This is a genomic window from Pseudomonas sp. Irchel s3a12 (assembly GCF_900187485.1).
GTDB classification, from domain to species: domain Bacteria; phylum Pseudomonadota; class Gammaproteobacteria; order Pseudomonadales; family Pseudomonadaceae; genus Aquipseudomonas; species Aquipseudomonas neuropathica.
Map to the genome: position 1 here is coordinate 180,474 of NZ_FYDN01000002.1, position 20,241 is coordinate 200,714.

A 20,241-nucleotide genomic window follows, 5' to 3' on the forward strand; every position below is an offset into this window, starting at 1 on the left:
GGCTGGCACCTGCGGGGGAGCGGCTTACTTCAGACGTTTCAGACGCTCGGTCAGCAAGTCAAAGAAGCCTTGCGCGTCGCCATTTTCCACCCAGAAGGCGTTTTTCGGCGCCTTCAGGCCGTCGTACCAATCGACGATGGTCTGACCGAAAGTCGGCCCTTCACGACTATCCACCACGACATTCACCGAGCGACCGGTGAACAGTTCCGGCTTGAGCAGGTAGGCCACAACCGTAGCGTCATGCACCGGGCCACCCGGAATACCGTAGTGCTCCATGTCGCCTTTGATGTACTCATTGAGGATGTCGCCGACAATCTTGCTCGCGTTGTTGTTCAGCGCAGCGATCTGCTTCAGTCGCGCGTCACTGGTGAGAATCTTGTGGGTCACGTCCAGTGGCAGGTAGGTCAGTTTCACGCCGCTTTTCAGGACCACTTCGGCCGCTTGCGGGTCAGCAAACAGGTTGAATTCAGCCACCGGGGTGATGTTGCCGCCGTTGAAGTGCGCACCACCCATGATCACCACTTCCTTGATGCCCTGAACAATTTCAGGCTCCTGGATCAGCGCCAGCGCCAGGTTGGTCTGTGGACCGAGCATGGCGATCGTGATGCTGTGCGGCTTGGCTTTTTTCAGGGTATCGATCAAGTAATTGACCGCATTGCCTTCAGCCAGCCCCTTTTTCGGTTCGTGCACGGTGACACCCGACAGACCTTCCTTGCCATGGATGTTCTCGGCGTAGATCGGTGTGCGCATCAGCGGCTTCGGCGCGCCAGCATAAACCGGTACGTCCTCGCGCCCTGCCCACTCGCGCGCCAGTCGTGCGTTACGCGATGTCTTGTCGAGGCGCACATTGCCGGCGACGGTGGTCAGCGCGCGAATGTTCAGTTCTTCCGGCGAGGCCAGCGCGAACAACAGGGCGACCACGTCGTCGGCCCCTGGATCGGTATCGATGATCAGGTCGATTTTTTCCGCCGCCTGAGCGCCGGTCGCAGTGATTACGGACAAAAGCAGTAAACCCCGGATGAGTTGATGCAGTTTCTGAGCATAGCGTTGCATGGCGCATTCCTTGTGCTTGTGAAATCAAAAGTTAAAAGGTGACTCCAGCGACCAGCACGATATTGCAGTACGGCTGACATTCGCCTGTACGAACAATCGCCCGTGCCTGTCGGCTGAGAACCTTGAATTGCTCGTGACTGAGCAGATCACGACGGCCCAGAGCGCCCTCTTCATTCAACGCGTCCAGCGCATTCAGTGCGGTCGGTTGCTTGTCGAAGATTTCTTTGGCCAGTGCATGGCTTTCCACCTGCATCTCGCTGAGCACGACTTTCAGGGTACTGACGAAATCCGGGACACCGTGGGTCAGCGCCAGATCAATTAGCTCGACACCCGGCGGCACCGGCAGCCCGGCATCACCAATGACCACCATGTCGCCATGGCCCAGGGACGCGATTAGTCGCGACAATGCGACGTTGAGCAGAGGAGTCTTTTTCATGCGGGTTTAAAGGCCTGTACGTCGGATAGGGTTGGAATGGACGGCTGCGCGCCGGCGCGGGTTACCGATAACGCGGCGGCGATCTGCCCGAAACGAATCGCCTCGGCCTCGGACCTGCCATTGGCCAGCGCAGCGGCGAAACCACCCACGAACGTGTCGCCTGCGGCCGTGGTGTCGACGGCCTTCACTTTGGGCGCCGGGAAATGCTCAAAGCTTTGGCCATTGGCGAACAGCGAGCCTTGCGCACCAAGGGTAATAATGACTTTGCCCGCACCCATGGCGATCAACTGACTGGCTGCACTTTCTGCCGTTTCCTGCGAGTCCACCGGCAACCCGCTCAACACGGTCGCTTCGCTCTCATTGGGGATCAGGTAGTCGATCGCCGCAAACCAGTCTGCCGGCAGTGGACGACTGGCCGGCGCCGGATTGAGGATCACGATTTTACCCAGCGCGCGCGCGCGCTTGAGCGCATGCCCCACCGTGGCATCCGGAATTTCGAGCTGGCAGATGATCACGTCTGCGGCTTGCAGCACCGCATCAAACCGGTCGATCACTGCGGGCGTCATGGCGCCATTGGCGCCGGCGACGATGACAATGGCGTTCTGACTGTTGTCATCGACCACGATCAACGCCACACCACTGGAGTCATCGACAGCGCTCACTGCCTGGCAATCGATCTGTTCGGCCAACAAGGCGTTGCGTAGTTGCACGCCATAATCGTCGCTGCCAACACAGCCAACCATCGCCACCTGCGCGCCCAAACGCGCTGCGGCCACCGCCTGATTGGCGCCCTTGCCGCCGGAAACCGTGGCAAACGAATGACCGATCAACGTTTCGCCACCGACCGGCAGCCGTGGCGCCCGGGTCACCAGATCCATGTTCAGGCTGCCTATTACCACTACATTTGCTGGCATACATCATTACTCGTCAATTCGGTTTCAGCGGTATTCGGTGAACACGCCGGACAACGGTGCAGTGGATTCGCGCAAGACAATACTCGGGGTCACGATCCGTTGATCAGTGCCCAGGTTCGGCGTGGCAATCCTGCGCAGCAGTACTTCGGCCGCCATCTCGCCCAGTTGCAGGATTGATTGCCCCACCGTGGTGAGTGCCGGGTAGACGTAACGACTCATCTGGATATCGTCGAACCCAATCACCGACAGCTCGCTCGGCACGCGCACATTGCGCTCCGCCGCCGCTCGCAGCACACCAATGCCGATCATGTCGTTACCGGCAAAGATTGCGCTCGGCGGATTGCGCTCGAGCAGAATCGCCGCTGCGTTGTACCCGCCAGTACTGGTGAAATCACTTTCCAGCATGCGCTCCTGACGGACGTCAACGCCCGCCTCTTTCAGCGCTCGGCAATAGCCGGCCAAACGCATCTGCGCAACACTGGTGCTGGCCGGGCCGCCGATGGTGGCGATGTCGCGGTGCCCCAGTTCAAGCAAGTGCCGGGTCGCGAGGTAAGCGCCGTATTCGTGGTCGATACGCACCAGATCGGCATCGACGCCATCCAGGCCTCGGTCGACGATGACCATCGGCGTTTTCACCCCGGCCAACCCCTGCGCCAGGCCGCTGTCACCGCCAGCGGAAGCAACGATCAAACCGTCGATGCGCTTCTCCAGCAACACGCGCAAATAGCTGCGCTGCTTGTCGGGATTGTCGTCGGAGTTGCAGAGGATCACGCAATAGCCGTTACGCTCGCAATAATCCTCGATGCCCCGCGCCAACTCGGCGAAGTACGGGTTGAGACTGTTGGGCACCAGCAGGCCGATGGTTGCAGTGGTCTTGGCTTTGAGCGAGCGCGCCACCGCACTCGGCACATAGTCGAGGCTCTTGATCGCCGCCTCGACTTTCAACCGCACTTCCTGACTCACCGGACGGGTGTTGTTCACCACATGCGACACCGTCGTGTAGGAAATCCCCGCGAGGGCTGCCACATCCTTGATCGTTGCCATCTCTTAGCCCCGGCGACTGGCGCGCTGACTGCGATAAGTGTCGAGCACCACCGCGATCACGATGACGGCGCCGGTGATGATTCGTTTGGTCGGTTCAGTCGCACCGATCTGCGCCAGACCTGCCGCCAGGACCGAAATGATCAAGACCCCAAAGAATGTGCTGATCACCGAACCACGCCCGCCCATCAGGCTGGTACCGCCGATAACCACAGCTGCGATTACCTGCAACTCCAGACCGGAACCGGCATTCGGGTCAGCAGCTTCCAGACGGGAAATCTGAAACAGCGCAGCGATACCGGCCAGCAGCCCCATCAGGCTGAACACCAGAATCTTGTAGGGTTTCGGATTGATCCCCGCGAGGCGCACCGCCTCTTCGTTGGTGCCAATGCCGATCAGGTAGCGACCGAACACGGTACGGGTCAACACGGCCTGAGCGATGATAATCACCAGCAAGGCAATGATAAACGATGGCGAGATGCCGAACGCGATCGGGTTCGACAGCCAGGCAAACGAATCACCGATGTACGCGGTGCGCGATCCCGTCATCTGATAAGCCAGACCCCGAGCCATTTCCAGCACACCGAGAGAAACGATGAACGATGGAATCCGCCACGCCACCGTGATCGAACCGGTGACGGTGCCAGCCAGTGCGGCCACTGCCATGCCGAGCAACGCTGACGGCAACACACCCCAGCCCCAACCGAGAATGGCGACGCTGACCGTCGAAGCGGCAAGCGCCAATACCGAACCCACCGAAAGGTCGATGCCGCCGATGATCAACACGAAGGTCATGCCGACCGCCAGCACCATCAGATCAGGGATCTGGTTGGCCAGCGTACTGAAGGTGTTATAGGACAGAAAGTGGCTGCTCAAGACCGAGAACAGCGCAATCATCGCCAGCAAGGCGCCGGCCAGGCCCAGATAAGTGCCCAGACCGTAGAAGTTGCCACTACGTTTGCCGGCAGGAGATGCAGTTTTCATGGGAGATCCCTAGGCGCCGCTTCATTGAGCAACGCATCACGTTTTTGGTAGCCGGCGAACGCGGCGGCAAGCAAGTCATCCTGGGTCCAGCTGTCGCGCTCGAAGGTGTCGATCAACCGGCCGGCCGACAACACGCCGATGCGGTCACAGATCAGCATCAACTCACGCAGATCACTGGAGACCACCACCAGCGCTTTGCCCTGGCGCGTCAGTTCGCCGAGCAAGGCATAAATGTCGAACTTGGCGCCGACGTCGATGCCACGGGTCGGCTCATCGAACAGCAGCACCGAACAGTCGCGCTCCAGCCAGCGGCCGATCACAACCTTCTGCTGGTTGCCACCGGACAACTCTGAAACCAGTTGTGTCGGACTCGAACTACGAATGCGCATGGCGTCGATCTGACGCTGCGCCAAAGCGATCTCGTCGCCATTGTTGACGACACCGCCACTGGAGATTTCCGGCATGTTGCCCAGTGCGATGTTGGCGCTGATCGATTGACTCAGCAGCAGGCCTTCACCCTTGCGGTCTTCGGTAATCAACGCGATACCGTTGCGCACCGCATCGACCGGCGAGCGCACACTGACCACTTTGGCCGGGGAGCCGAGCGCGATGGTGCCGCTGTCGGCAACGTCCGCACCAAAAATCAGTCGCAGCAGTTCTGTGCGCCCTGCCCCGATCAATCCGGAAATCCCGAAGATCTCGCCGGCACGGACTTCGAATGAAACATCGCGCACTTTGTCAGAGCGATTCAAACCCGTGACAGTCAGCGCCGGAGCACCGATCTTGCGCGGGCCCATGTCGATATGTTCGCCCAGTTCACGACCAACCATCAGCGTAACCAGTTGCTCGCTGTTGTAATTGGCCATCGGCTCGACACAGACCAGATTGCCGTCACGCAGCACGGCAATGCGCTGTGCGACACGGGCCAGCTCTTCGAGACGGTGGGAAATGTAAATGATTGAAACGCCGCGCGCCTGCAACCGGGTGATCTGCTCGAACAGCATTTCGACTTCACGTGCGGTCAGCATCGCGGTCGGCTCATCGAGAATCAGCACATGGCAATCGCCAATCAGGTTACGGGCGATTTCAACCATCTGCTGATGCCCGATCCCCAGCTCGCCGACCAGCGTATCCGGATCAATCGCGTCGAGACCGACTTGCGCCATGGCTTCGATCGCCGCTTTGCGCAGTTGTTTGCGGCTGATCCAGCCGCCGTTGCTTGGCAGGTTATCGAGAAACAGGTTTTCCGCGACCGACAATGTCGGCAACAGATTGAGTTCTTGCATGACCATACGCACGCCGAGTTCTTCAGCCTGGGTGCGGCTGCCCGGACGGTAGTCCTTGCCGTGGAATTGCATCTGGCCGGTGGTCGGCGTGACCAGTCCGCCAATGATTTTCGACAGGGTACTTTTGCCGGCACCATTCTCGCCGGTCAGCGCCAGCACTTCACCGCGCATCAGCGTCAGATCGATGCCGGTGAGCACCGGTTGCGCATAGGTCTTACCGATACCGCTGACCGAGAGGACAGCGTTCGGGGCGGAAACTGACATAAAAACTCTCCATGCGCTCGCCCGGACGGACGAGCGCCGTTGTGTCGCCAGAAGACTTACTTGGTGACCAGCTCGACCGGTGTTTCGATCACGCCGTTGGCGCCGCTGTCGACTTTCTCGCCCTTGATGATTTTCAGCGCGGTTTCGATGCCGAACACTGCCTGCTTGGCAGCGAACTGGTCAGCCGTGGCCAACACGCGGCCATCCTTCAACATTGGCTTGATAGCGTTGATGTTGTCGTAACCGACCACCTGAACCTGACCGGCCTTGCCAGCGGCACGTACTGCGGAAACGGCGCCGACGGCCATGCTGTCGTTACCGGCCAGCAGTGCTTTGACGTCCGGGTATTCGCTGAGGATCGAAGCGGCAACCTTGTTGCCCTTGTCGATTTCCCAGTCACCTGATTGCAGGGAAACGATCTTGATCTGTGCGGCGTCCATCGCATCCTTGAAGCCAGCGGTACGTTGCTGAGCGTTGGTCGTGGTGGACACACCTTCAATGATGCCGACTTCGTCACCAGCCTTAAGCTGCTTGGCCAGGTATTCGCCGACCAGACGGGCGCCTTTGCGATTGTCCGGACCTACGAAGGGCACGCTGATGTTTTTGCTTTTGACGATGGCCGGATCAAGTTGGTTGTCGATGTTGATCACGGTGATACCAGCATCGACGGCTTTCTTGATCACCGGCACCATGGCCTTGGAATCAGAAGGCGCGATCACCAGTGCATTGACCTTGGCCAGGATCATTTGCTCGACGATGCGGGTCTGGCCAGCAGTGTCGGTTTCATCCTTGATGCCATTGGAGATCAGGTCGAAATCGGCGGAGTGTTCTTTCTGGTACGCCTTGGCGCCATCTTCCATGGTCAGGAAGAATTCGTTGGCCAGAGACTTCATGACCAGCGCGACTTTAGGTTTTTCGGCGGATTCGGCGAATGCCGAGGAGACAGGTAGTGCGGCGGCTGTGGCAGCCAGCATAGCGACAGCAAGAAGACGTCCAGCGAATGGCAGCTTCATGGGTTCACTCCGATCTTATGATTATTGTGAGCAACGCTTGCGCTGGCGTAAGCTACTTCGCTTTCCCCATGGCCATAATGCGCCGGGAAAGCCGCGCAAACGTTTGCGTAGACCGAACTATGCGAATCCCGCCGTCATTTGTCAACAATCAGAAATCGGTATTGATTAAAGGACGAATCCGCTGCTTCGCCCTTCAATGCTCAGGCCGTGGTGTTGACCACGTTGCCGCTGGTGGAGCCCTGGGACATTTCCTTGAGCAACGCCGCCGCGACCTCCATGAGTGCGCCGCTGGTCTGCGCGATCTGACCCTGAATGGACATCACCGCCTGCGACTTGGCCTCAGGCGTCGGATAGCTCGCAGCCTGGGCCGCCGCCAGTTGCTGTTGCTGCTCCTGCAGTTGCTTCTGCAACTCTTTCATCCGCTTGAGCAGCATTTTCACGGTGACATTGAGACTGTCGCCGCTGTCCGCGCTATCGGCCTGGCTGGCTTCTTGCGCAGGGCCGCCAGTCCTGACTTGTTTGCTCGGTTCTTTTTCAACGCCCAGCGCCTCGTCGGAAGCGTCCGCCTCTGCCTGGTTCATCGCATTGATCGTCGCTGCGGTTTTACCGCCGATGGTGACTGTACCCGGGTTTGAAAAACCGATCGTCAGTGACATGTGAACTCCCTAAAAAAGCGTTTCCCAGAACAACCATCGGCCTCAAGGCCGATTTCTTTAGTAGAGAATCCCGAGCCGGCAACCGGTTTCATTCGAAAGAAGCCGTAGTCCCTTTCGGTGAACCGAACGCGAAAGCCTCCATTGTTCGGAAACCCGGATAAACGCTTCGCCCCACCATTTGCAAATCCATAAAATATTGATGTAAATCATCAAGTTAAACATTTCTCTAAAGCAAAGTAGGGCTGGTACAGATCCTGCTCCCTAGCCTGCACCCCGAGCATTCAGATCGGCTTGGGGCGCATCTAGATGAACCTGCATCAGCACCGTCTCACTACTAGAGAGAAAAATAATGAAATCTGCTTTCAACACTTTGGTTCCGGGCGCTTTGGCCCTTCTCCTACTCCTGCCCACCGCCCTTCAGGCGAAAGAAGTCGAAACCCAGACCAAGCTCGCTAACGTCGTAGTCCTTGCCACCGGCGGCACCATCGCCGGCGCCGGCGCGAGCGCCGCCAACAGCGCCACCTATCAAGCGGCGAAGGTTGGCGTCGAACAATTGATCGCCGGCATTCCCGAGCTGAGCAAACTGGCAAACGTGCGTGGCGAACAAGTCATGCAGATTGCCTCGGAAAGCATCACCAACGAAAACCTGCTGCAACTGGGTCGTCGCGTGGCCGAACTGGCCGATAGCAAAGACGTCGATGGCATCGTCATCACCCACGGCACCGACACCCTGGAAGAAACCGCTTACTTCCTCAACCTGGTAGAAAAAACCGACAAGCCAATCATCGTCGTCGGCTCAATGCGTCCGGGCACCGCGATGTCCGCCGATGGCATGCTCAACCTGTACAACGCCGTGGCCGTGGCCAGCAGCAAAGAAGCGCAAGGCAAAGGCGTACTGGTGACCATGAACGATGAAATCCAGTCCGGTCGTGACGTCAGCAAGATGATCAACATCAAGACCGAAGCGTTCAAAAGCGCCTGGGGCCCACTGGGCATGGTGGTTGAAGGCAAATCCTACTGGTTCCGCTTGCCAGCCAAGCGTCACACCATGGATTCGGAATTCGATATCAAAAATATCAAGAGCCTGCCTGACGTAGAAATCGCTTATTCCTACGGCAACGTCAGCGATACTGCCTACAAGGCTCTCGCACAATCCGGTGCCAAGGCGATCATCCATGCCGGTACCGGTAACGGCTCGGTCTCCTCCCGCGTTGTTCCAGCCCTGCAAGCGCTGCGCAAGGATGGCGTGCAAATCATTCGTTCGTCCCACGTCAACGCTGGCGGCTTCGTTCTGCGTAACGCCGAACAACCAGACGACAAATACGACTGGGTTGTCGCTCACGACCTGAACCCGCAGAAAGCCCGCATCCTGGCAATGGTCGCCCTGACCAAAACCAATGACAGCAAAGAGCTGCAACGGATGTTCTGGGAATACTGATGGACTTTCGCCCGGTCAATTCTTGATTGGGCACCCTGCACCACTCGCCTGACGGGCGGGTGGTGCAACGCTCACAAAGCTCTCGCACTTTTCCTACAAAAAACTCGACACGACCTACACCAAATCCGGAAAACCGCTGTCAGAGGATTTTCTTGAATTTTAAGCAGTTGCGAAAATGCTTACAGTTAAATACTGTATGCACGTACAGCTTAATAAGGATAACCTCGTGGCCACCTCCCCTGATGCTCCTGACGCTTACGAACGCATAGGCATGCGCGTTCAGAAAATCATCAATTCCCCCACCGCACAGAAAGCCAAAGCCGCACTGATCTTTCGTCTTCCGGACGAGCCGATGGACGAGTGGGAGCGCCTGCTTGAGGAAATCGACGAGAACGACAACGTCACCCTCGCTTATCGCGACGACGGTGGCGTGCAGATTTTTTGGGTTGTGCCGAAGGAAGATTGATTCAATGAGTGTCCGCTGTTTTGCTCTGCTGTTGCTGTTCATCGCCATGGGTGCCCAGGCTGGCGCACCCCGCACATTTACCGAAGCCAAGAAGGTCGCCTGGAAGCTGTATGCACCGCAGTCCACAGAGTTCTATTGCGGGTGCAAGTACACCGGCAACAAGGTGGATCTGAAGGCGTGCGGTTACGTACCGCGCAAGAATGCCAAGCGTGCGTCACGTATTGAATGGGAACACATTGTGCCGGCCTGGCAGTTCGGCCATCAGCGTCAGTGCTGGCAGGAAGGCGGCCGCAAGAACTGCACCCGATACGACCCAAGCTATCAGAAGGCCGAAGCCGATCTGCATAACCTGGTGCCGAGCATCGGCGAGGTCAATGGCGATCGCAGCAATTTCAGCTACGGCTGGCTGCCAGTGCAATCCGGGCAATACGGTTCGTGCCTGACCCAGGTCGACTTCAAGGCGAAGAAGGTCATGCCCCGCCCGTCGATTCGCGGCATGATTGCCCGCACGTACTTCTACATGAGCAAGCAGTACGGCTTGCGCCTGTCAAAACAGGATCGACAATTGTATGAGGCATGGGACAAGACTTACCCGGTGCAGGACTGGGAGCGTCAGCGTAATCAGAGCGTGGCGTGCGTGATGGGGCGAGGCAACGAGTTTGTCGGCCCGGTGAACATGAAAGCCTGCGGTTGATTGCAGTGCAGACAAAAAAGGCCTCGAACGCGATGTTCGAGGCCTTTTCATTTACGCTTGATTAGCCGCTTTATTGTATCGCCAGCAGCCCATCAAATTGAGTGACTCACGAGGTATGCCACGCTCTTTGATCAGGTATCTGCGCAATCTTCATGACGGCTGCCGACTCCCCGGCAATCCAGCCGTAAAAACCCTCAGTGGCGGTGTCGGCGATTTCCCAGAAAGTGTCCTTTTCCATATCGACGTCAGCCAATTCAATCGCTTGCCCCACCGCTGCCATATCAACTGGCAAAGTCACCGCCCATTCGTTTACGGCGTGAGCGGATGCTCGACCAGCACCGACTCAACGTTCTGCTTCTTGGCCTTCACCAACGCCGCATCCACTTGCACCTTACGTGCTTCAGCTTCAGCCTGAGAGTTGAACGGACCAATCAGAATTCGCGTTTTTCCGCTGCCGTCCTTGATCACCGTAGGCACGAAGGCGTGCTCGATCAGCCAGCCACTCAGGTCGCTGACAGCCTGTGGCGTTTCGCCGCGCACTTCTAGATCCCATTGTGGTGCTGCAGCCGCCGCCGGCGCGGTTACTGCAGCCGATTGTGGTTTTGGCGCCTCTACATTCTTGCCTTCACCACACCCTGCCAATACCAGTGCCGCGACTACCCAAACCAATTTGCGCACAACGCTTTCCTCGAAATTCTCAAAGCCGCGATCTTATCATTCATAAATACTTCGCGAGCCCCGCAAAATGGGCACAAAACAACGAGATTGATGCTTGCAGCCTCTGTATAGTTACGCCCTGGGAATTAATGCCGCTTCTGCGCGTCAGAAAGAGGCACCCAAACCGTGAGACTTCGCACTAATCTATACGTACACCGACCTCTGCACTGTCTGAATCAGGTGCCCTACAAAGCAATCAAGGAGAAGACCATGCTGATACTCACCCGCAAAGTCGGTGAAAGCATAAACATTGGTGATGACATTACGATCACCATTCTGGGCGTAAGCGGCCAACAGGTCCGCATTGGTATCAACGCTCCGAAAAACGTTGCCGTGCACCGTGAAGAGATTTACCAGCGCATTCAGGCTGGCCTGACCGCCCCGGACAAGCCACAAACTCCCTGAGCCAGATCGCAGTCAGTAGCCAGTCCGTTTACCTTGTGGAATGACTGGCTAGAGATTCACGCGCCGTATTGCCATCCGCTCCCCACTCTGTTGGGCACGGCGCCTGACACGCAAAACCCGACTCCCCTTCCTACCTCTCCCCGCATGCTCTTGCTGCCCGATACTACCTGCCATCCCCGAGGCTGGCTGTCGGACATTTCCGATAGAGCGCAGAGAATTCGCCCTCTAACCGAATGTCACACCACGTGCCATGCCTGTGGCCGCAATCACCATCAGCACCAGCAACAACGCCTCGACATGACTGATTCGTGCGTACAGCTTCGCGCGCCCGGTATCGATTGCTGCGCCGCGTGCGGAAGCGATCCGCCACTTGACCAACGCGATCATCGGGGCGAGTTCTACAATCAGGATCAGCACGAACAGCGTCATCTTCAGATGAAACAGTGGCTGATCAAGATAATAGTCAGTACCCTTTTCAAAGCCTCCAAAAGCCCGCATCCCGCCTGTCACCAGCAGAACCAATGCAGAGATGCCCCATAGGTTATCGGCCTGCAAAACGCGCCGGGCCTCGCCTGAACCGGCAGCAAGGCGATTAAACGCCGTGCCACGCGTCAGCACCGCCCAAAAACCCAAGGCAAATGCCAGCAGATGAACAGCTGCAAGAAACCAATGAACCAGCATCGACACCCCCTCATTGCAGAGTTGAAAATCGGCCAGTCAGTAGTAGTTGAAAAAACAAGGATTTGCCTGCGGGGTGTCACCAGGCTTTCAGGAAGGATCGAAAGGAGAAATTTCAGCCAGTTGAGGCAAATCGCAGGCAAAAAAAATCCCAAGCAGCTGATGGAAGCTTGGGATTTAAAAATGCATAAACCGTGGTGGTGAACGCGGGACGAATGTTACTTAATCCCACGAACAGTAACAACATTTTTTTGATAACTGGCTGGTTAGTAACACTCGTAACCTGTTCAATATCCACACTTTTTCAAAGGGCGCTGGCGACGAACGGTGAATCGTCAACCAACTGCCTGACCCGACGACGCAGAAATTCGATCATAGGTGGGAGGCACGACGAAGACTTGCGCACGCCATTCAGCAAGGCCCGCTAAACGGTGAAGCACGACTCGCAGTGGATCAACAGGCCTCGCATGGAATTTCGAATGCCCTGAGATCGACTAAACGCGGAGTCCAGCTAGCGCCCTGAAGAGGGTTTTGCAAATCGCAGACAACAAAAAAAGGCCCACCTTTCGGTGAGCCTTTCTAGACCGCCCAGCAGAGCGGATTTTGTTTGGTAGGCGCGATTGGACTCGAACCAACGACCCCCACCATGTCAAGGTGGTGCTCTAACCAACTGAGCTACGTGCCTGCTGTGAGGCGGCATTCTACGGAATTCCGGAGGGGTGTCAACACCTTTTTTTCACCTAACCCTATGAATATGCAAAATATTTAATTTCGGCTCGCCGACGGAGATTTTCCGGTGGCTGGCGGAGGTTTTTCAACTCGGGTAGGATCGACGCACTCGTAAAATATATTAAACAGAGGCTGCAGGATGGCGAACACCCCTTACCCAGAGTCTTATTACGCTGCGTCGGCCAATGCCGTACCGCCCCGCCCTGCCTTGCAGGATGATGTGGAGACGGACGTCTGTGTGATCGGCGCCGGGTATACCGGATTGTCCTCAGCGCTGTTCCTGCTGGAGAACGGTTTTCGCGTCACCGTGCTGGAGGCGGCCAAGGTCGGGTTCGGCGCCTCCGGGCGTAATGGCGGGCAGATCGTTAACAGTTATAGCCGTGACATTGATGTGATCGAACGCAGCGTCGGCCCCAAGCAAGCGCAACTGCTCGGGCAGATGGCATTCGAAGGTGGCCGGATCATTCGCGAGCGCGTGGCCAAGTACAACATTCAATGCGACCTGAAGGACGGCGGCGTGTTCGCCGCGCTGACGGCCAAACAGATGGGCCACCTGGAGTCGCAGAAGCGCCTCTGGGAGCGCTTCGGTCATACGCAACTGGAACTGCTCGATCAGCGCCGCATTCGCGAAGTGGTTGCGTGCGATCAGTACGTCGGAGGCATGCTCGACATGAGCGGTGGGCACATCCACCCGCTGAACCTTGCGCTGGGCGAAGCGGCGGCAGTCGAGTCTCTCGGCGGCACGATCCACGAACAATCACCCGCCGTGCGCATCGAGCGCGGCGCGAACCCAGTTGTACACACGCCGCAGGGCAAGGTCAGGGCCAAATTCATCATCGTCGCGGGCAATGCCTACCTCGGTAATCTGGTGCCGGAGCTTGCTGCCAAGTCGATGCCGTGCGGCACGCAAGTCATCACCACCGAGCCACTGGGTGACGAGCTGGCGAAAGCGCTGCTGCCGCAGGACTACTGCGTCGAAGACTGCAATTACCTGCTCGACTACTACCGCCTCACGGGCGACAAACGCCTGATCTTCGGCGGCGGCGTGGTGTATGGCGCGCGCGATCCGGCGAACATCGAAGCAATCATCCGCCCGAAAATGCTCAAGGCCTTCCCGCAGCTCAAGGATGTGAAGATTGACTACGCCTGGACCGGAAACTTCCTGCTGACCCTGTCGCGCTTGCCTCAGGTTGGACGCCTGGGCGACAACATCTATTACTCGCAAGGCTGCAGCGGCCATGGCGTGACCTACACGCATTTGGCAGGCAAGGTCCTCGCCGAAGCGTTGCGCGGCCAGGCCGAGCGTTTTGATGCGTTTGCCGATTTGCCGCACTATCCGTTCCCCGGCGGACAACTGTTGCGCACGCCGTTTGCCGCACTGGGTGCGTGGTATTACGGGCTACGCGATAAATTCGGGATGTAAAAAAGGGCCGCTGATCGCGGCCCTATTTATTGAACTCAGCACTCAGAGCTGATCCCGAGCAATCCCGCTACGGATCCGCAGGATATCCGCCAGCACCGCCAAGGCAATTTCCGCTGGCGTCTTGCTGCCGAGGTTAAGGCCAATCGGCGCATGAATCCGCGCCAACTCCGCCTCGCCCAAGCCGCCAATCCGACGCAAACGCTCGAAGCGCTTCTGTGACGTCTGCAGCGAGCCCATCACGCCAATGTAGAACGCTTCGGTGCGCACCGCCTCCATCATCGCCAGGTCATCGATACGCGGATCGTGAGTGAGCGCTACGACCGCCGTGTCACGATGACAGCCACCGTCAGCAATAAACACCGACGGCAACTGCCGACGAATCTCCACACCATCCAGCACCACGCCTTCAAGCACCTCGTCGCGCGGATCGCAGAGAATCACCTCAAAACCCAATCCAACGGCAAACTCGGCACACGCTTGCGCCACACTGGAATACCCGGCGAGCAACAAGCGCTGCGCCGCGCCAACGCGAATGCACACCCGATCAATCTCACGCTCAATCCGCGCACCCTGCTCGCGATCAGCGAACAGACTGCGCGCACCGCTGGCCAGATCGACCTCGCGAATCAAACGGCGCTGACCGAGCAGCGCCGACTCCAATTCACGCAGATGCGCCTGCACCTCGCAGTCGGCGTCAAATTTCTCTACCAATACATCAAGGATGCCACCGCAGGGCAGACTGACCCGCGAGCGCGGATCGTCGCCTTCGCCGTAACGCACGACATTCACCGCATCGAGAAACGCACCTTCGGCGACGCGCTCGAGAAAATCCTCCTCGACGCAGCCGCCGGACAGCGAACCGATCCACTGTCCGCTGTCATTCACTGCCAGCAGCGAACCCGGCGCACGCGGTGCCGAGCCGTAAGTGGTCAGCACAGTGCAGAGCCAGATGCGCTGCCCCGCCACCGACCACTCCAGCGCTCGCCGCACCACTTGTAGATCGAGATGCTGCATGTCAGTGCGCCTTGTGCTCGATGGACGGTGCGTCGGCTTGCAGCTTCTGCACTTCACTCACCGCCAACTCAGCGGATTGACCACCCCAACCTTGACGCAGGTAGTTGAGCAGATCAGTCAGTTGCTCAGGACTGAGCTTGCCAGCGAAGCCCGGCATCGGTTGCATGTGCTCGAACCCGGAGAACTTCTGCTCACCGATACCGTCCTCAATCACGCGCAACAGGTTGCGTGGGTCTTCCAGACGCAACGTGGTATTACCGCGCATGGCCACCGCGATATGCGGCTTGCCTTCGCCACCGACCGCATGGCAACCGGCGCAGACGTTCAGGTATTCCTGCTGGCCGCGCTGGGCGCTGGCGCTGAGTTTCTCGACTGGCACTTCAACGAGGGCTTTGGCTGCCGGCGGTTTGTCGCCGAGCAGGAACGTCGCCATCGCCGCCAGATCGGCATCGCTCAGGCCTTGAGTGCTGTTGTGGAACACCGGGAACATCTCGTTGAACATCGTCCCTTGCGCACTCATGCCGTGCTTGAGGAACGTGCCGAGGTCCTGCTCGTTCCAGCCGCGAGCGGCCAGATCGGTGGCCAACAGGCTCGGCGCCAGATAACCATTGAGGATGCCGCCAGTCAGACGCTTGTCCAGCTGCATTGCGCCCGGGAGGCCACGCGGCGTGTGGCATTCGCCGCAATGACCGAGCACTTCGACCATGTACTGGCCGCGCTTCCAGGCTTCGCTTTTGCCTTCGGCCGGCTCCAGTTTCAGCGCTTTGCCGTACATCATGTTCCAGCCGATCAGGCCCGGACGCACGTTAAACGGGAAGCTCAGGCTGGTGACCGGGGCTGCACGCTCGATCGGCTCGATGGTTTTCAGATACGTATGGATCGCATCCGAGTCTTCACGCGGCATCAGGTGATACGAGGTATACGGCATCGCCGGATACAAATTCGCGCCATCGCGACGCTTGCCTTCAGTCAGCGCCGCGAAGAACTCATCATCGTTGTACAAACCGATGCCGTGCTCTTTGCTCGGGGTAATGTTGGTGCCGTAGATTGTGCCGAACGGCGAGACGATCGGCAGGCCGCCGGCAAACGGCGCGCCGCCCGGTGCAGTGTGGCAAGCCATGCAGTCAGCGGCGCGGGCGAGGTATTCGCCGCGCTTGACCTGGTCATCGGCGTGGGCAAACAACAGCGGCGCAGCAAGGCCGACCGCCAGGGTCAGGCGGGTCAGTAAAAGCTTCATGCTTAACCCTCCTTGACCAGGCCGAGATCGGTCAGCACGTTGCGGGTGGCGTTGTAGTAACGCACGTACCCGGTGCAACGGCAGACGTGATGGCCGAGGCTGTCCTCGATGACTTGTTCGAGCTTGCTTTGCACGGTCGGCTGGCGCTGCAGCTTCTCGACCAGCACGGTCGCGGCGTTGACGAAGCCTGGTGCGCAGTAGCTGCACTGGAAGGCGAACTCGTCGACGAAGCGTTGCTGGATCGGATTCAGCTCGGTGACCTGACCGCTCTCGTCACGCTTGGCGTGAGATTCGATGGTGCGGACTTTCTTGCCTTCGAAGTAGTGCGCACCAGTGATGCAGGTGCGTACTTCTTCACTGGTCCCGTCCGGGTTATCGACGATCACCACGCAGGCGTGGCAGATGCCCTGGCCGCAGCCCAGGCGCGAACCGGTGAGGTTCTTGTATTCGTGCAGGTAGTCGATCATCGGCAGGTCATCAGGGATGTCCACCGGGCCGACGGATTGACCATTGAGGGTCAGTTGAAGCGGACGGTTAGCCATTGAGGGCCTCCTTGATGCGCGCAGCAGTGATTGGCAGATCGCGAACACGTTTACCGATGGCGTGCGCCACGGCGTTACCGATGGCACCGACGATCGGGATCATCACCACTTCGGCGATGCCTTTGGACGGATCACTTGGCGACAGCGCCGGCAGAATCTCCGACGTCTGTTTCCATACGGCAACGTGACGCGCCATCGGCAAACGGTAACGGTTGAAGTTCCAGTCACCCTCCCCCGGTCCACCTTCATACAGCGGCATTTCTTCCATCAAGGCGTGGCCGATGCCCATGGCGATACCACCTTCGAGCTGGCCCTTGACCAGTTCCTCGACCAGCACCCGACCGCACTCGACCCACGAATGGTGGTTGAGCACTTCGACTTCCGCCGAGCCTTTGTTGACCTTCAGTTCGACCAGTGTCGCGACCGGGCTGTAGTAAGTCACCGCAGCGTTGTTCAACTGGACAACCGGGTAATTGATGTTCTGGCGATCCAACAGGTGGAAACCAGCGGTGTTCATCAGCGCCTTCTTCGCCTTCGGCGCGCCATCGCCATATTTCACCGCCAGACCGTCGAGCGGCAGACGCTCGCGCACGCCGTCGATGCTGTATTCGGCCTCGGCCCAGCTCCAGCGGTTGAATGCGTGAACGGTGGCGCCGGTCACCAGACCACGCTCATGAGCGTGTTTGGCCAGTTCTTCGAAGCTCAACGGTTGCATGCCGTTGGCTGTGAGTTTGCCGTCGACCCAATGCGCATCTTCGCGACGCACGACGTAAGGGTTGGCTTGGCCGCCATAGGGGCCCTGACGCCAGATTTCCATGGCCGCCGGCCACAGACCGTTATTGAACAGCACGCGTGCCGCTTCACGGGTGGCGTGACTGAAGTAGTACGCCGAGTTGGTCGCCGACGAGGCCGAAGCCAGTTTGCCGACCCAGCGCGGGTTGCGCAGCAGGCTGTCCTGCTCGGCCTGACTCATGATGTAAGGGTTGCCGCTGGTGATCAGCTGCATTTCCTTCCATTCGGTTTCGCCGGTCTTCACTTCGTGCGCCGGGCTACCGAGGAAATCGGCCACCACCAGCGCCTGCGAGGTAGACATGCCAGTGCCGATCTCAATGCCGATATGACGCAGAGTGATGCGACCGTCAGCAGTGAATTCGATGCTGGCCATCGGCGCTTCGGAACCGGTGCCGAAGTCTTTCTGGCAAATGGCAAAACCAACGCCGTACCAGTTGTCCGGGTCGGCCGCTTCGCGCTGTTTCTTGATCGCGTCGCGGTTTTTCCAGACTTCGTGCACCGCGGCCTTGTCGAGAATTTCATGCAGGCGCAAGGCACCGGCCGGGATCGCGCCTTGCGTGTTTTTCATACCGGAACGCAGGGCGTTCTTGCGACGCAGGTCGATCGCATCGACACCGAGACGGTTGGCGATTTCATCGACCATCATCTCGGTTGCCGCCATGCTTTGCAGGGTGCCGTAACCGCGCATCGAACCGGCCTCAACGCCACGCGAGTGGTAAGCGGTGACTTGCAGGTCGTTCTGCGGCATGTAGTAGATCGATTGCGCCGCCGTGGCACCTACTGCTGCTACGGATGGGCTGTAATTGATTCGGCCGCCACCGTCGACGCTCATCTCAGCGCGGAAAATCTTGAAGGTGTAGTCATTCTTGTCCACGGCCAACTGGTAGCGGATGTCGAATGGGTGGCGCTTGATGCCACTCTGGAACTGCTCGTAGCGGTCGTTGGCCAGACGCACTGGCACACCCGCGCCATACAGCGCCGCCAGGGCTGCGTAGTAGACGAAGATGTTGTGGTCTTTGGATCCGTAACCGACGGTGTAACCCGGGTGCATGTTCAGGTTGTCGAGGCCAAAACGCGACGGCGCGATCATCTTCGCGGTTTCGGTCGCTGCCTCCAGCGGGCACTGGGTGGCCACGACGAAATGCAGGGTTTTGGTTTTCGGGTCGTACCAGCCGTTGCCGTTGTCCGGCTCCATGGCGGCCGGCTCAATCGACGGGGTCTTGTAGCGCTCGTCGAACACCAGCCAGTTGTCCGACGGCGTGTCGATCTCTTGCTTCATGCGGTCGGCGTAGAACAAGCCGCGCTCGGTCAGATTGCCGTGCAAGTTCGGCTGGGAATTCCACACCGGACGACGGTTCTTCAGCATCGGGAACAGGATCGAGTCTTTGAGGCTGGCGAATTCGTCTTCGTCGGCCGAGGTCGCGCCGCCGACGCGCACGTAGCGGAAGCTGCCGTAGGGGTCGCCTTCGTAGAACGGCACTTTGGCACCGTAACGAATCGCTTTGTCATTGAATTTGAGTTTGTTCTTCGCCTGACGGAAACGCTCGAAGTCGTTCCAGATCAGGATTGCCACCGGGTGACCGATGAACATCGGCACTTTGCCTTCTGGCAGCAGTGGATCCGGCGCGTGCTCTTCAGGGAAGACGATACCGTCCTTGTCCAGATCAGCGGCGGTGACAATGCGGTCAGGCTGCAAGTCAGCGCCAAGCCACGACAGGTCGTAGCCGTCGTAGATGCGGTCAGCCTTGATGGTTTTCAGCAGCATGGCGTGGCCTTGCTGCTCGGGCCAGCCCGGCATGTCCTTGGAACGGATGTCGCGGGCAAAGACTTTGCTGCCGCAGACCTTGGACAGTGCGTCGTTACGCTGACGCGCCTTGCCGTTGCTGCCGAGCCACTTCTCGGACGGCACGGTGACAGTGTTTTCCATCAAGGCAGCCAGCGCCTGACTGCTGAGCGGCGTGAGCGTGACGCTCACACCCGCCACCAGCCCGCCCTGGAGAAACGAGCGCCGGGATATTTCACGGTTGGACATGGATCATCCTCTGGGCGGTTATGTGTCCGCCCTTCTGGTTATCTACTGGGGAATCTCGAGTCTTGCAGAAGCCTTTCTTGGCTAAACGAAAGGCGTGATGACAGTGCAAAGCTGACCGAAAGGTTAACTTTAAAGGTTTCTGCGCTCGCAGCAAACAACCAGTTACAAAAATTTGACTAAAGGATCAGAAAATCAATGCGACGTGAGACCGCAGCAGATTACCAAACCAATAGATATCCCCCCTGTGGGAGCGAGCCTGCTCGCGAAGGCGTAGTGTCAGCCAGCACATTATTAGCTGACACACCGCTTTCGCGAGCAGGCTCACTCCTACAGGGATTTGTATTGGATTCAGGATTTAGGCAGGAGAAAAAGAGGTGGATAGCCAAATTTCAGACACAAAAAACCCCGGTCTTTCGACCAGGGTCTT

Annotated in this window: 20 protein-coding genes and 1 tRNA gene; 5 read left to right on the forward strand and 16 right to left on the reverse strand. The window is 58.5% G+C overall.

Going from position 1 to position 20,241, the window contains the following annotated elements:
• Positions 1-24: 24 nt before the first annotated feature.
• From CKW14_RS04400 to CKW14_RS04435, 8 genes are all read right to left on the reverse strand, one after another.
• A complete protein-coding gene (locus tag CKW14_RS04400) occupies positions 25-1,053 on the reverse strand; it encodes a nucleoside hydrolase (protein WP_095047635.1) in 1,029 nt (342 codons plus the stop codon).
• Between the two features lie 31 nt (positions 1,054-1,084).
• Complete coding sequence (rbsD, locus tag CKW14_RS04405; protein WP_095047636.1) at positions 1,085-1,489, reverse strand: D-ribose pyranase; 405 nt, start codon at positions 1,487-1,489, stop codon at positions 1,085-1,087.
• On the reverse strand, positions 1,486-2,403 hold the full coding sequence (gene rbsK / locus CKW14_RS04410) for a ribokinase (RefSeq protein ID WP_095047637.1): 918 nt from the start codon (positions 2,401-2,403) through the stop codon (positions 1,486-1,488). Before rbsK ends, rbsD begins: the two co-directional genes overlap by 4 nt.
• A 24-nt stretch (positions 2,404-2,427) precedes the next feature.
• A complete protein-coding gene (locus tag CKW14_RS04415) occupies positions 2,428-3,447 on the reverse strand; it encodes a LacI family DNA-binding transcriptional regulator (RefSeq protein ID WP_095124809.1) in 1,020 nt (339 codons plus the stop codon).
• Between the two features lie 3 nt (positions 3,448-3,450).
• On the reverse strand, positions 3,451-4,428 hold the full coding sequence (locus CKW14_RS04420) for an ABC transporter permease (RefSeq protein WP_007913478.1): 978 nt from the start codon (positions 4,426-4,428) through the stop codon (positions 3,451-3,453).
• A complete protein-coding gene (locus CKW14_RS04425; protein ID WP_095124810.1) occupies positions 4,425-5,978 on the reverse strand; it encodes a sugar ABC transporter ATP-binding protein in 1,554 nt (517 codons plus the stop codon). Before CKW14_RS04425 ends, CKW14_RS04420 begins: the two co-directional genes overlap by 4 nt.
• Positions 5,979-6,034: 56 nt before the next feature.
• Entirely contained in the window at positions 6,035-6,991 is a 957-nt protein-coding gene (locus CKW14_RS04430; protein ID WP_016984936.1) for a sugar ABC transporter substrate-binding protein, read from the reverse strand.
• A gap of 200 nt (positions 6,992-7,191) precedes the next feature.
• Positions 7,192-7,647, reverse strand: a complete 456-nt coding sequence (locus CKW14_RS04435) for a hypothetical protein (RefSeq protein ID WP_095047639.1) — start codon at positions 7,645-7,647, stop codon at positions 7,192-7,194.
• Positions 7,648-7,996: 349 nt separating this feature from the next.
• Here CKW14_RS04435 and CKW14_RS04440 point away from each other — a divergent pair, with 349 nt between their 5' ends.
• The 3 genes from CKW14_RS04440 to CKW14_RS04450 all read left to right on the forward strand — a co-directional run bounded on the left by CKW14_RS04440 (position 7,997) and on the right by CKW14_RS04450 (position 10,245).
• The gene (locus CKW14_RS04440) at positions 7,997-9,085 is read left to right on the forward strand and encodes an asparaginase (RefSeq protein WP_095047640.1); all 1,089 of its coding nucleotides are present in this window, start codon (positions 7,997-7,999) and stop codon (positions 9,083-9,085) included.
• 196 nt (positions 9,086-9,281) lie between these two features.
• Positions 9,282-9,551 carry a DUF1654 domain-containing protein gene (locus CKW14_RS04445; RefSeq protein WP_371748305.1) on the forward strand — a complete coding sequence of 90 codons (270 nt, stop codon included), beginning with the start codon at positions 9,282-9,284 and terminating at the stop codon, positions 9,549-9,551.
• 4 nt (positions 9,552-9,555) lie between these two features.
• Positions 9,556-10,245: an endonuclease gene (locus CKW14_RS04450; RefSeq protein WP_034152754.1), complete on the forward strand. Its 690-nt coding sequence runs from the start codon at positions 9,556-9,558 to the stop codon at positions 10,243-10,245.
• A gap of 106 nt (positions 10,246-10,351) precedes the next feature.
• Here CKW14_RS04450 and CKW14_RS04455 read toward each other — a convergent pair whose 3' ends face one another.
• Positions 10,352-10,543 carry a hypothetical protein gene (locus CKW14_RS04455; RefSeq protein ID WP_371857726.1) on the reverse strand — a complete coding sequence of 64 codons (192 nt, stop codon included), beginning with the start codon at positions 10,541-10,543 and terminating at the stop codon, positions 10,352-10,354.
• 11 nt (positions 10,544-10,554) lie between these two features.
• Positions 10,555-10,923 carry an SPOR domain-containing protein gene (locus CKW14_RS04460; protein ID WP_095047641.1) on the reverse strand — a complete coding sequence of 123 codons (369 nt, stop codon included), beginning with the start codon at positions 10,921-10,923 and terminating at the stop codon, positions 10,555-10,557.
• A 249-nt stretch (positions 10,924-11,172) separates the two neighbouring features.
• On the opposite strand from CKW14_RS04460, the gene csrA reads away from it, so the two are divergent.
• On the forward strand, positions 11,173-11,367 hold the full coding sequence (gene csrA / locus CKW14_RS04465) for a carbon storage regulator CsrA (protein WP_003179932.1): 195 nt from the start codon (positions 11,173-11,175) through the stop codon (positions 11,365-11,367).
• A gap of 225 nt (positions 11,368-11,592) precedes the next feature.
• On the opposite strand, the gene CKW14_RS04470 is transcribed toward csrA, so the two are convergent.
• Both CKW14_RS04470 and CKW14_RS04475 read right to left on the reverse strand, forming a co-directional pair.
• Positions 11,593-12,048, reverse strand: a complete 456-nt coding sequence (locus tag CKW14_RS04470; protein WP_095047642.1) for a DUF2214 family protein — start codon at positions 12,046-12,048, stop codon at positions 11,593-11,595.
• A 605-nt stretch (positions 12,049-12,653) separates the two neighbouring features.
• Positions 12,654-12,730, reverse strand: a tRNA-Val gene (locus tag CKW14_RS04475).
• Between the two features lie 183 nt (positions 12,731-12,913).
• Here CKW14_RS04475 and CKW14_RS04480 point away from each other — a divergent pair.
• Complete coding sequence (locus tag CKW14_RS04480) at positions 12,914-14,197, forward strand: FAD-binding oxidoreductase (RefSeq protein ID WP_093432114.1); 1,284 nt, start codon at positions 12,914-12,916, stop codon at positions 14,195-14,197.
• A 42-nt stretch (positions 14,198-14,239) separates the two neighbouring features.
• Here CKW14_RS04480 and CKW14_RS04485 read toward each other — a convergent pair whose 3' ends face one another.
• Genes CKW14_RS04485 through CKW14_RS04500 form a run of 4 tightly spaced genes read right to left on the reverse strand, consistent with a single transcriptional unit; the run spans position 14,240 to position 19,814 of the window.
• Entirely contained in the window at positions 14,240-15,211 is a 972-nt protein-coding gene (locus CKW14_RS04485; protein WP_095124811.1) for an XdhC family protein, read from the reverse strand.
• Between the two features lies 1 nt (position 15,212).
• The gene (locus CKW14_RS04490) at positions 15,213-16,448 is read right to left on the reverse strand and encodes a cytochrome c (protein ID WP_095124813.1); all 1,236 of its coding nucleotides are present in this window, start codon (positions 16,446-16,448) and stop codon (positions 15,213-15,215) included.
• 2 nt (positions 16,449-16,450) lie between these two features.
• Entirely contained in the window at positions 16,451-16,990 is a 540-nt protein-coding gene (locus CKW14_RS04495) for a (2Fe-2S)-binding protein (RefSeq protein ID WP_038369461.1), read from the reverse strand.
• Positions 16,983-19,814 carry a xanthine dehydrogenase family protein molybdopterin-binding subunit gene (locus CKW14_RS04500; RefSeq protein WP_095047645.1) on the reverse strand — a complete coding sequence of 944 codons (2,832 nt, stop codon included), beginning with the start codon at positions 19,812-19,814 and terminating at the stop codon, positions 16,983-16,985. Before CKW14_RS04500 ends, CKW14_RS04495 begins: the two co-directional genes overlap by 8 nt.
• Positions 19,815-20,241 lie beyond the last annotated feature (427 nt).

Excerpts from the sequence above, each read along its gene's own strand:
- CKW14_RS04415 (WP_095124809.1), bottom strand. The coding sequence starts at position 3,447 with ATGGCAACGATCAAGGATGTGGCAGCCCTCGCGGGGATTTCCTACACG.
- csrA (WP_003179932.1), top strand. The coding sequence starts at position 11,173 with ATGCTGATACTCACCCGCAAAGTCGGTGAAAGCATAAACATTGGTGAT.
- CKW14_RS04480 (WP_093432114.1), top strand. The coding sequence starts at position 12,914 with ATGGCGAACACCCCTTACCCAGAGTCTTATTACGCTGCGTCGGCCAAT.
- CKW14_RS04420 (WP_007913478.1), bottom strand. The coding sequence starts at position 4,428 with ATGAAAACTGCATCTCCTGCCGGCAAACGTAGTGGCAACTTCTACGGT.
- CKW14_RS04495 (WP_038369461.1), bottom strand. The coding sequence starts at position 16,990 with ATGGCTAACCGTCCGCTTCAACTGACCCTCAATGGTCAATCCGTCGGC.
- CKW14_RS04440 (WP_095047640.1), top strand. The coding sequence starts at position 7,997 with ATGAAATCTGCTTTCAACACTTTGGTTCCGGGCGCTTTGGCCCTTCTC.
- CKW14_RS04500 (WP_095047645.1), bottom strand. The coding sequence starts at position 19,814 with ATGTCCAACCGTGAAATATCCCGGCGCTCGTTTCTCCAGGGCGGGCTG.
- CKW14_RS04430 (WP_016984936.1), bottom strand. The coding sequence starts at position 6,991 with ATGAAGCTGCCATTCGCTGGACGTCTTCTTGCTGTCGCTATGCTGGCT.
- CKW14_RS04435 (WP_095047639.1), bottom strand. The coding sequence starts at position 7,647 with ATGTCACTGACGATCGGTTTTTCAAACCCGGGTACAGTCACCATCGGC.
- CKW14_RS04450 (WP_034152754.1), top strand. The coding sequence starts at position 9,556 with ATGAGTGTCCGCTGTTTTGCTCTGCTGTTGCTGTTCATCGCCATGGGT.
- CKW14_RS04485 (WP_095124811.1), bottom strand. The coding sequence starts at position 15,211 with ATGCAGCATCTCGATCTACAAGTGGTGCGGCGAGCGCTGGAGTGGTCG.
- rbsD (WP_095047636.1), bottom strand. The coding sequence starts at position 1,489 with ATGAAAAAGACTCCTCTGCTCAACGTCGCATTGTCGCGACTAATCGCG.
- CKW14_RS04470 (WP_095047642.1), bottom strand. The coding sequence starts at position 12,048 with ATGCTGGTTCATTGGTTTCTTGCAGCTGTTCATCTGCTGGCATTTGCC.
- rbsK (WP_095047637.1), bottom strand. The coding sequence starts at position 2,403 with ATGCCAGCAAATGTAGTGGTAATAGGCAGCCTGAACATGGATCTGGTG.
- CKW14_RS04490 (WP_095124813.1), bottom strand. The coding sequence starts at position 16,448 with ATGAAGCTTTTACTGACCCGCCTGACCCTGGCGGTCGGCCTTGCTGCG.
- CKW14_RS04445 (WP_371748305.1), top strand. The coding sequence starts at position 9,282 with ATGCACGTACAGCTTAATAAGGATAACCTCGTGGCCACCTCCCCTGAT.
- CKW14_RS04400 (WP_095047635.1), bottom strand. The coding sequence starts at position 1,053 with ATGCAACGCTATGCTCAGAAACTGCATCAACTCATCCGGGGTTTACTG.
- CKW14_RS04425 (WP_095124810.1), bottom strand. The coding sequence starts at position 5,978 with ATGTCAGTTTCCGCCCCGAACGCTGTCCTCTCGGTCAGCGGTATCGGT.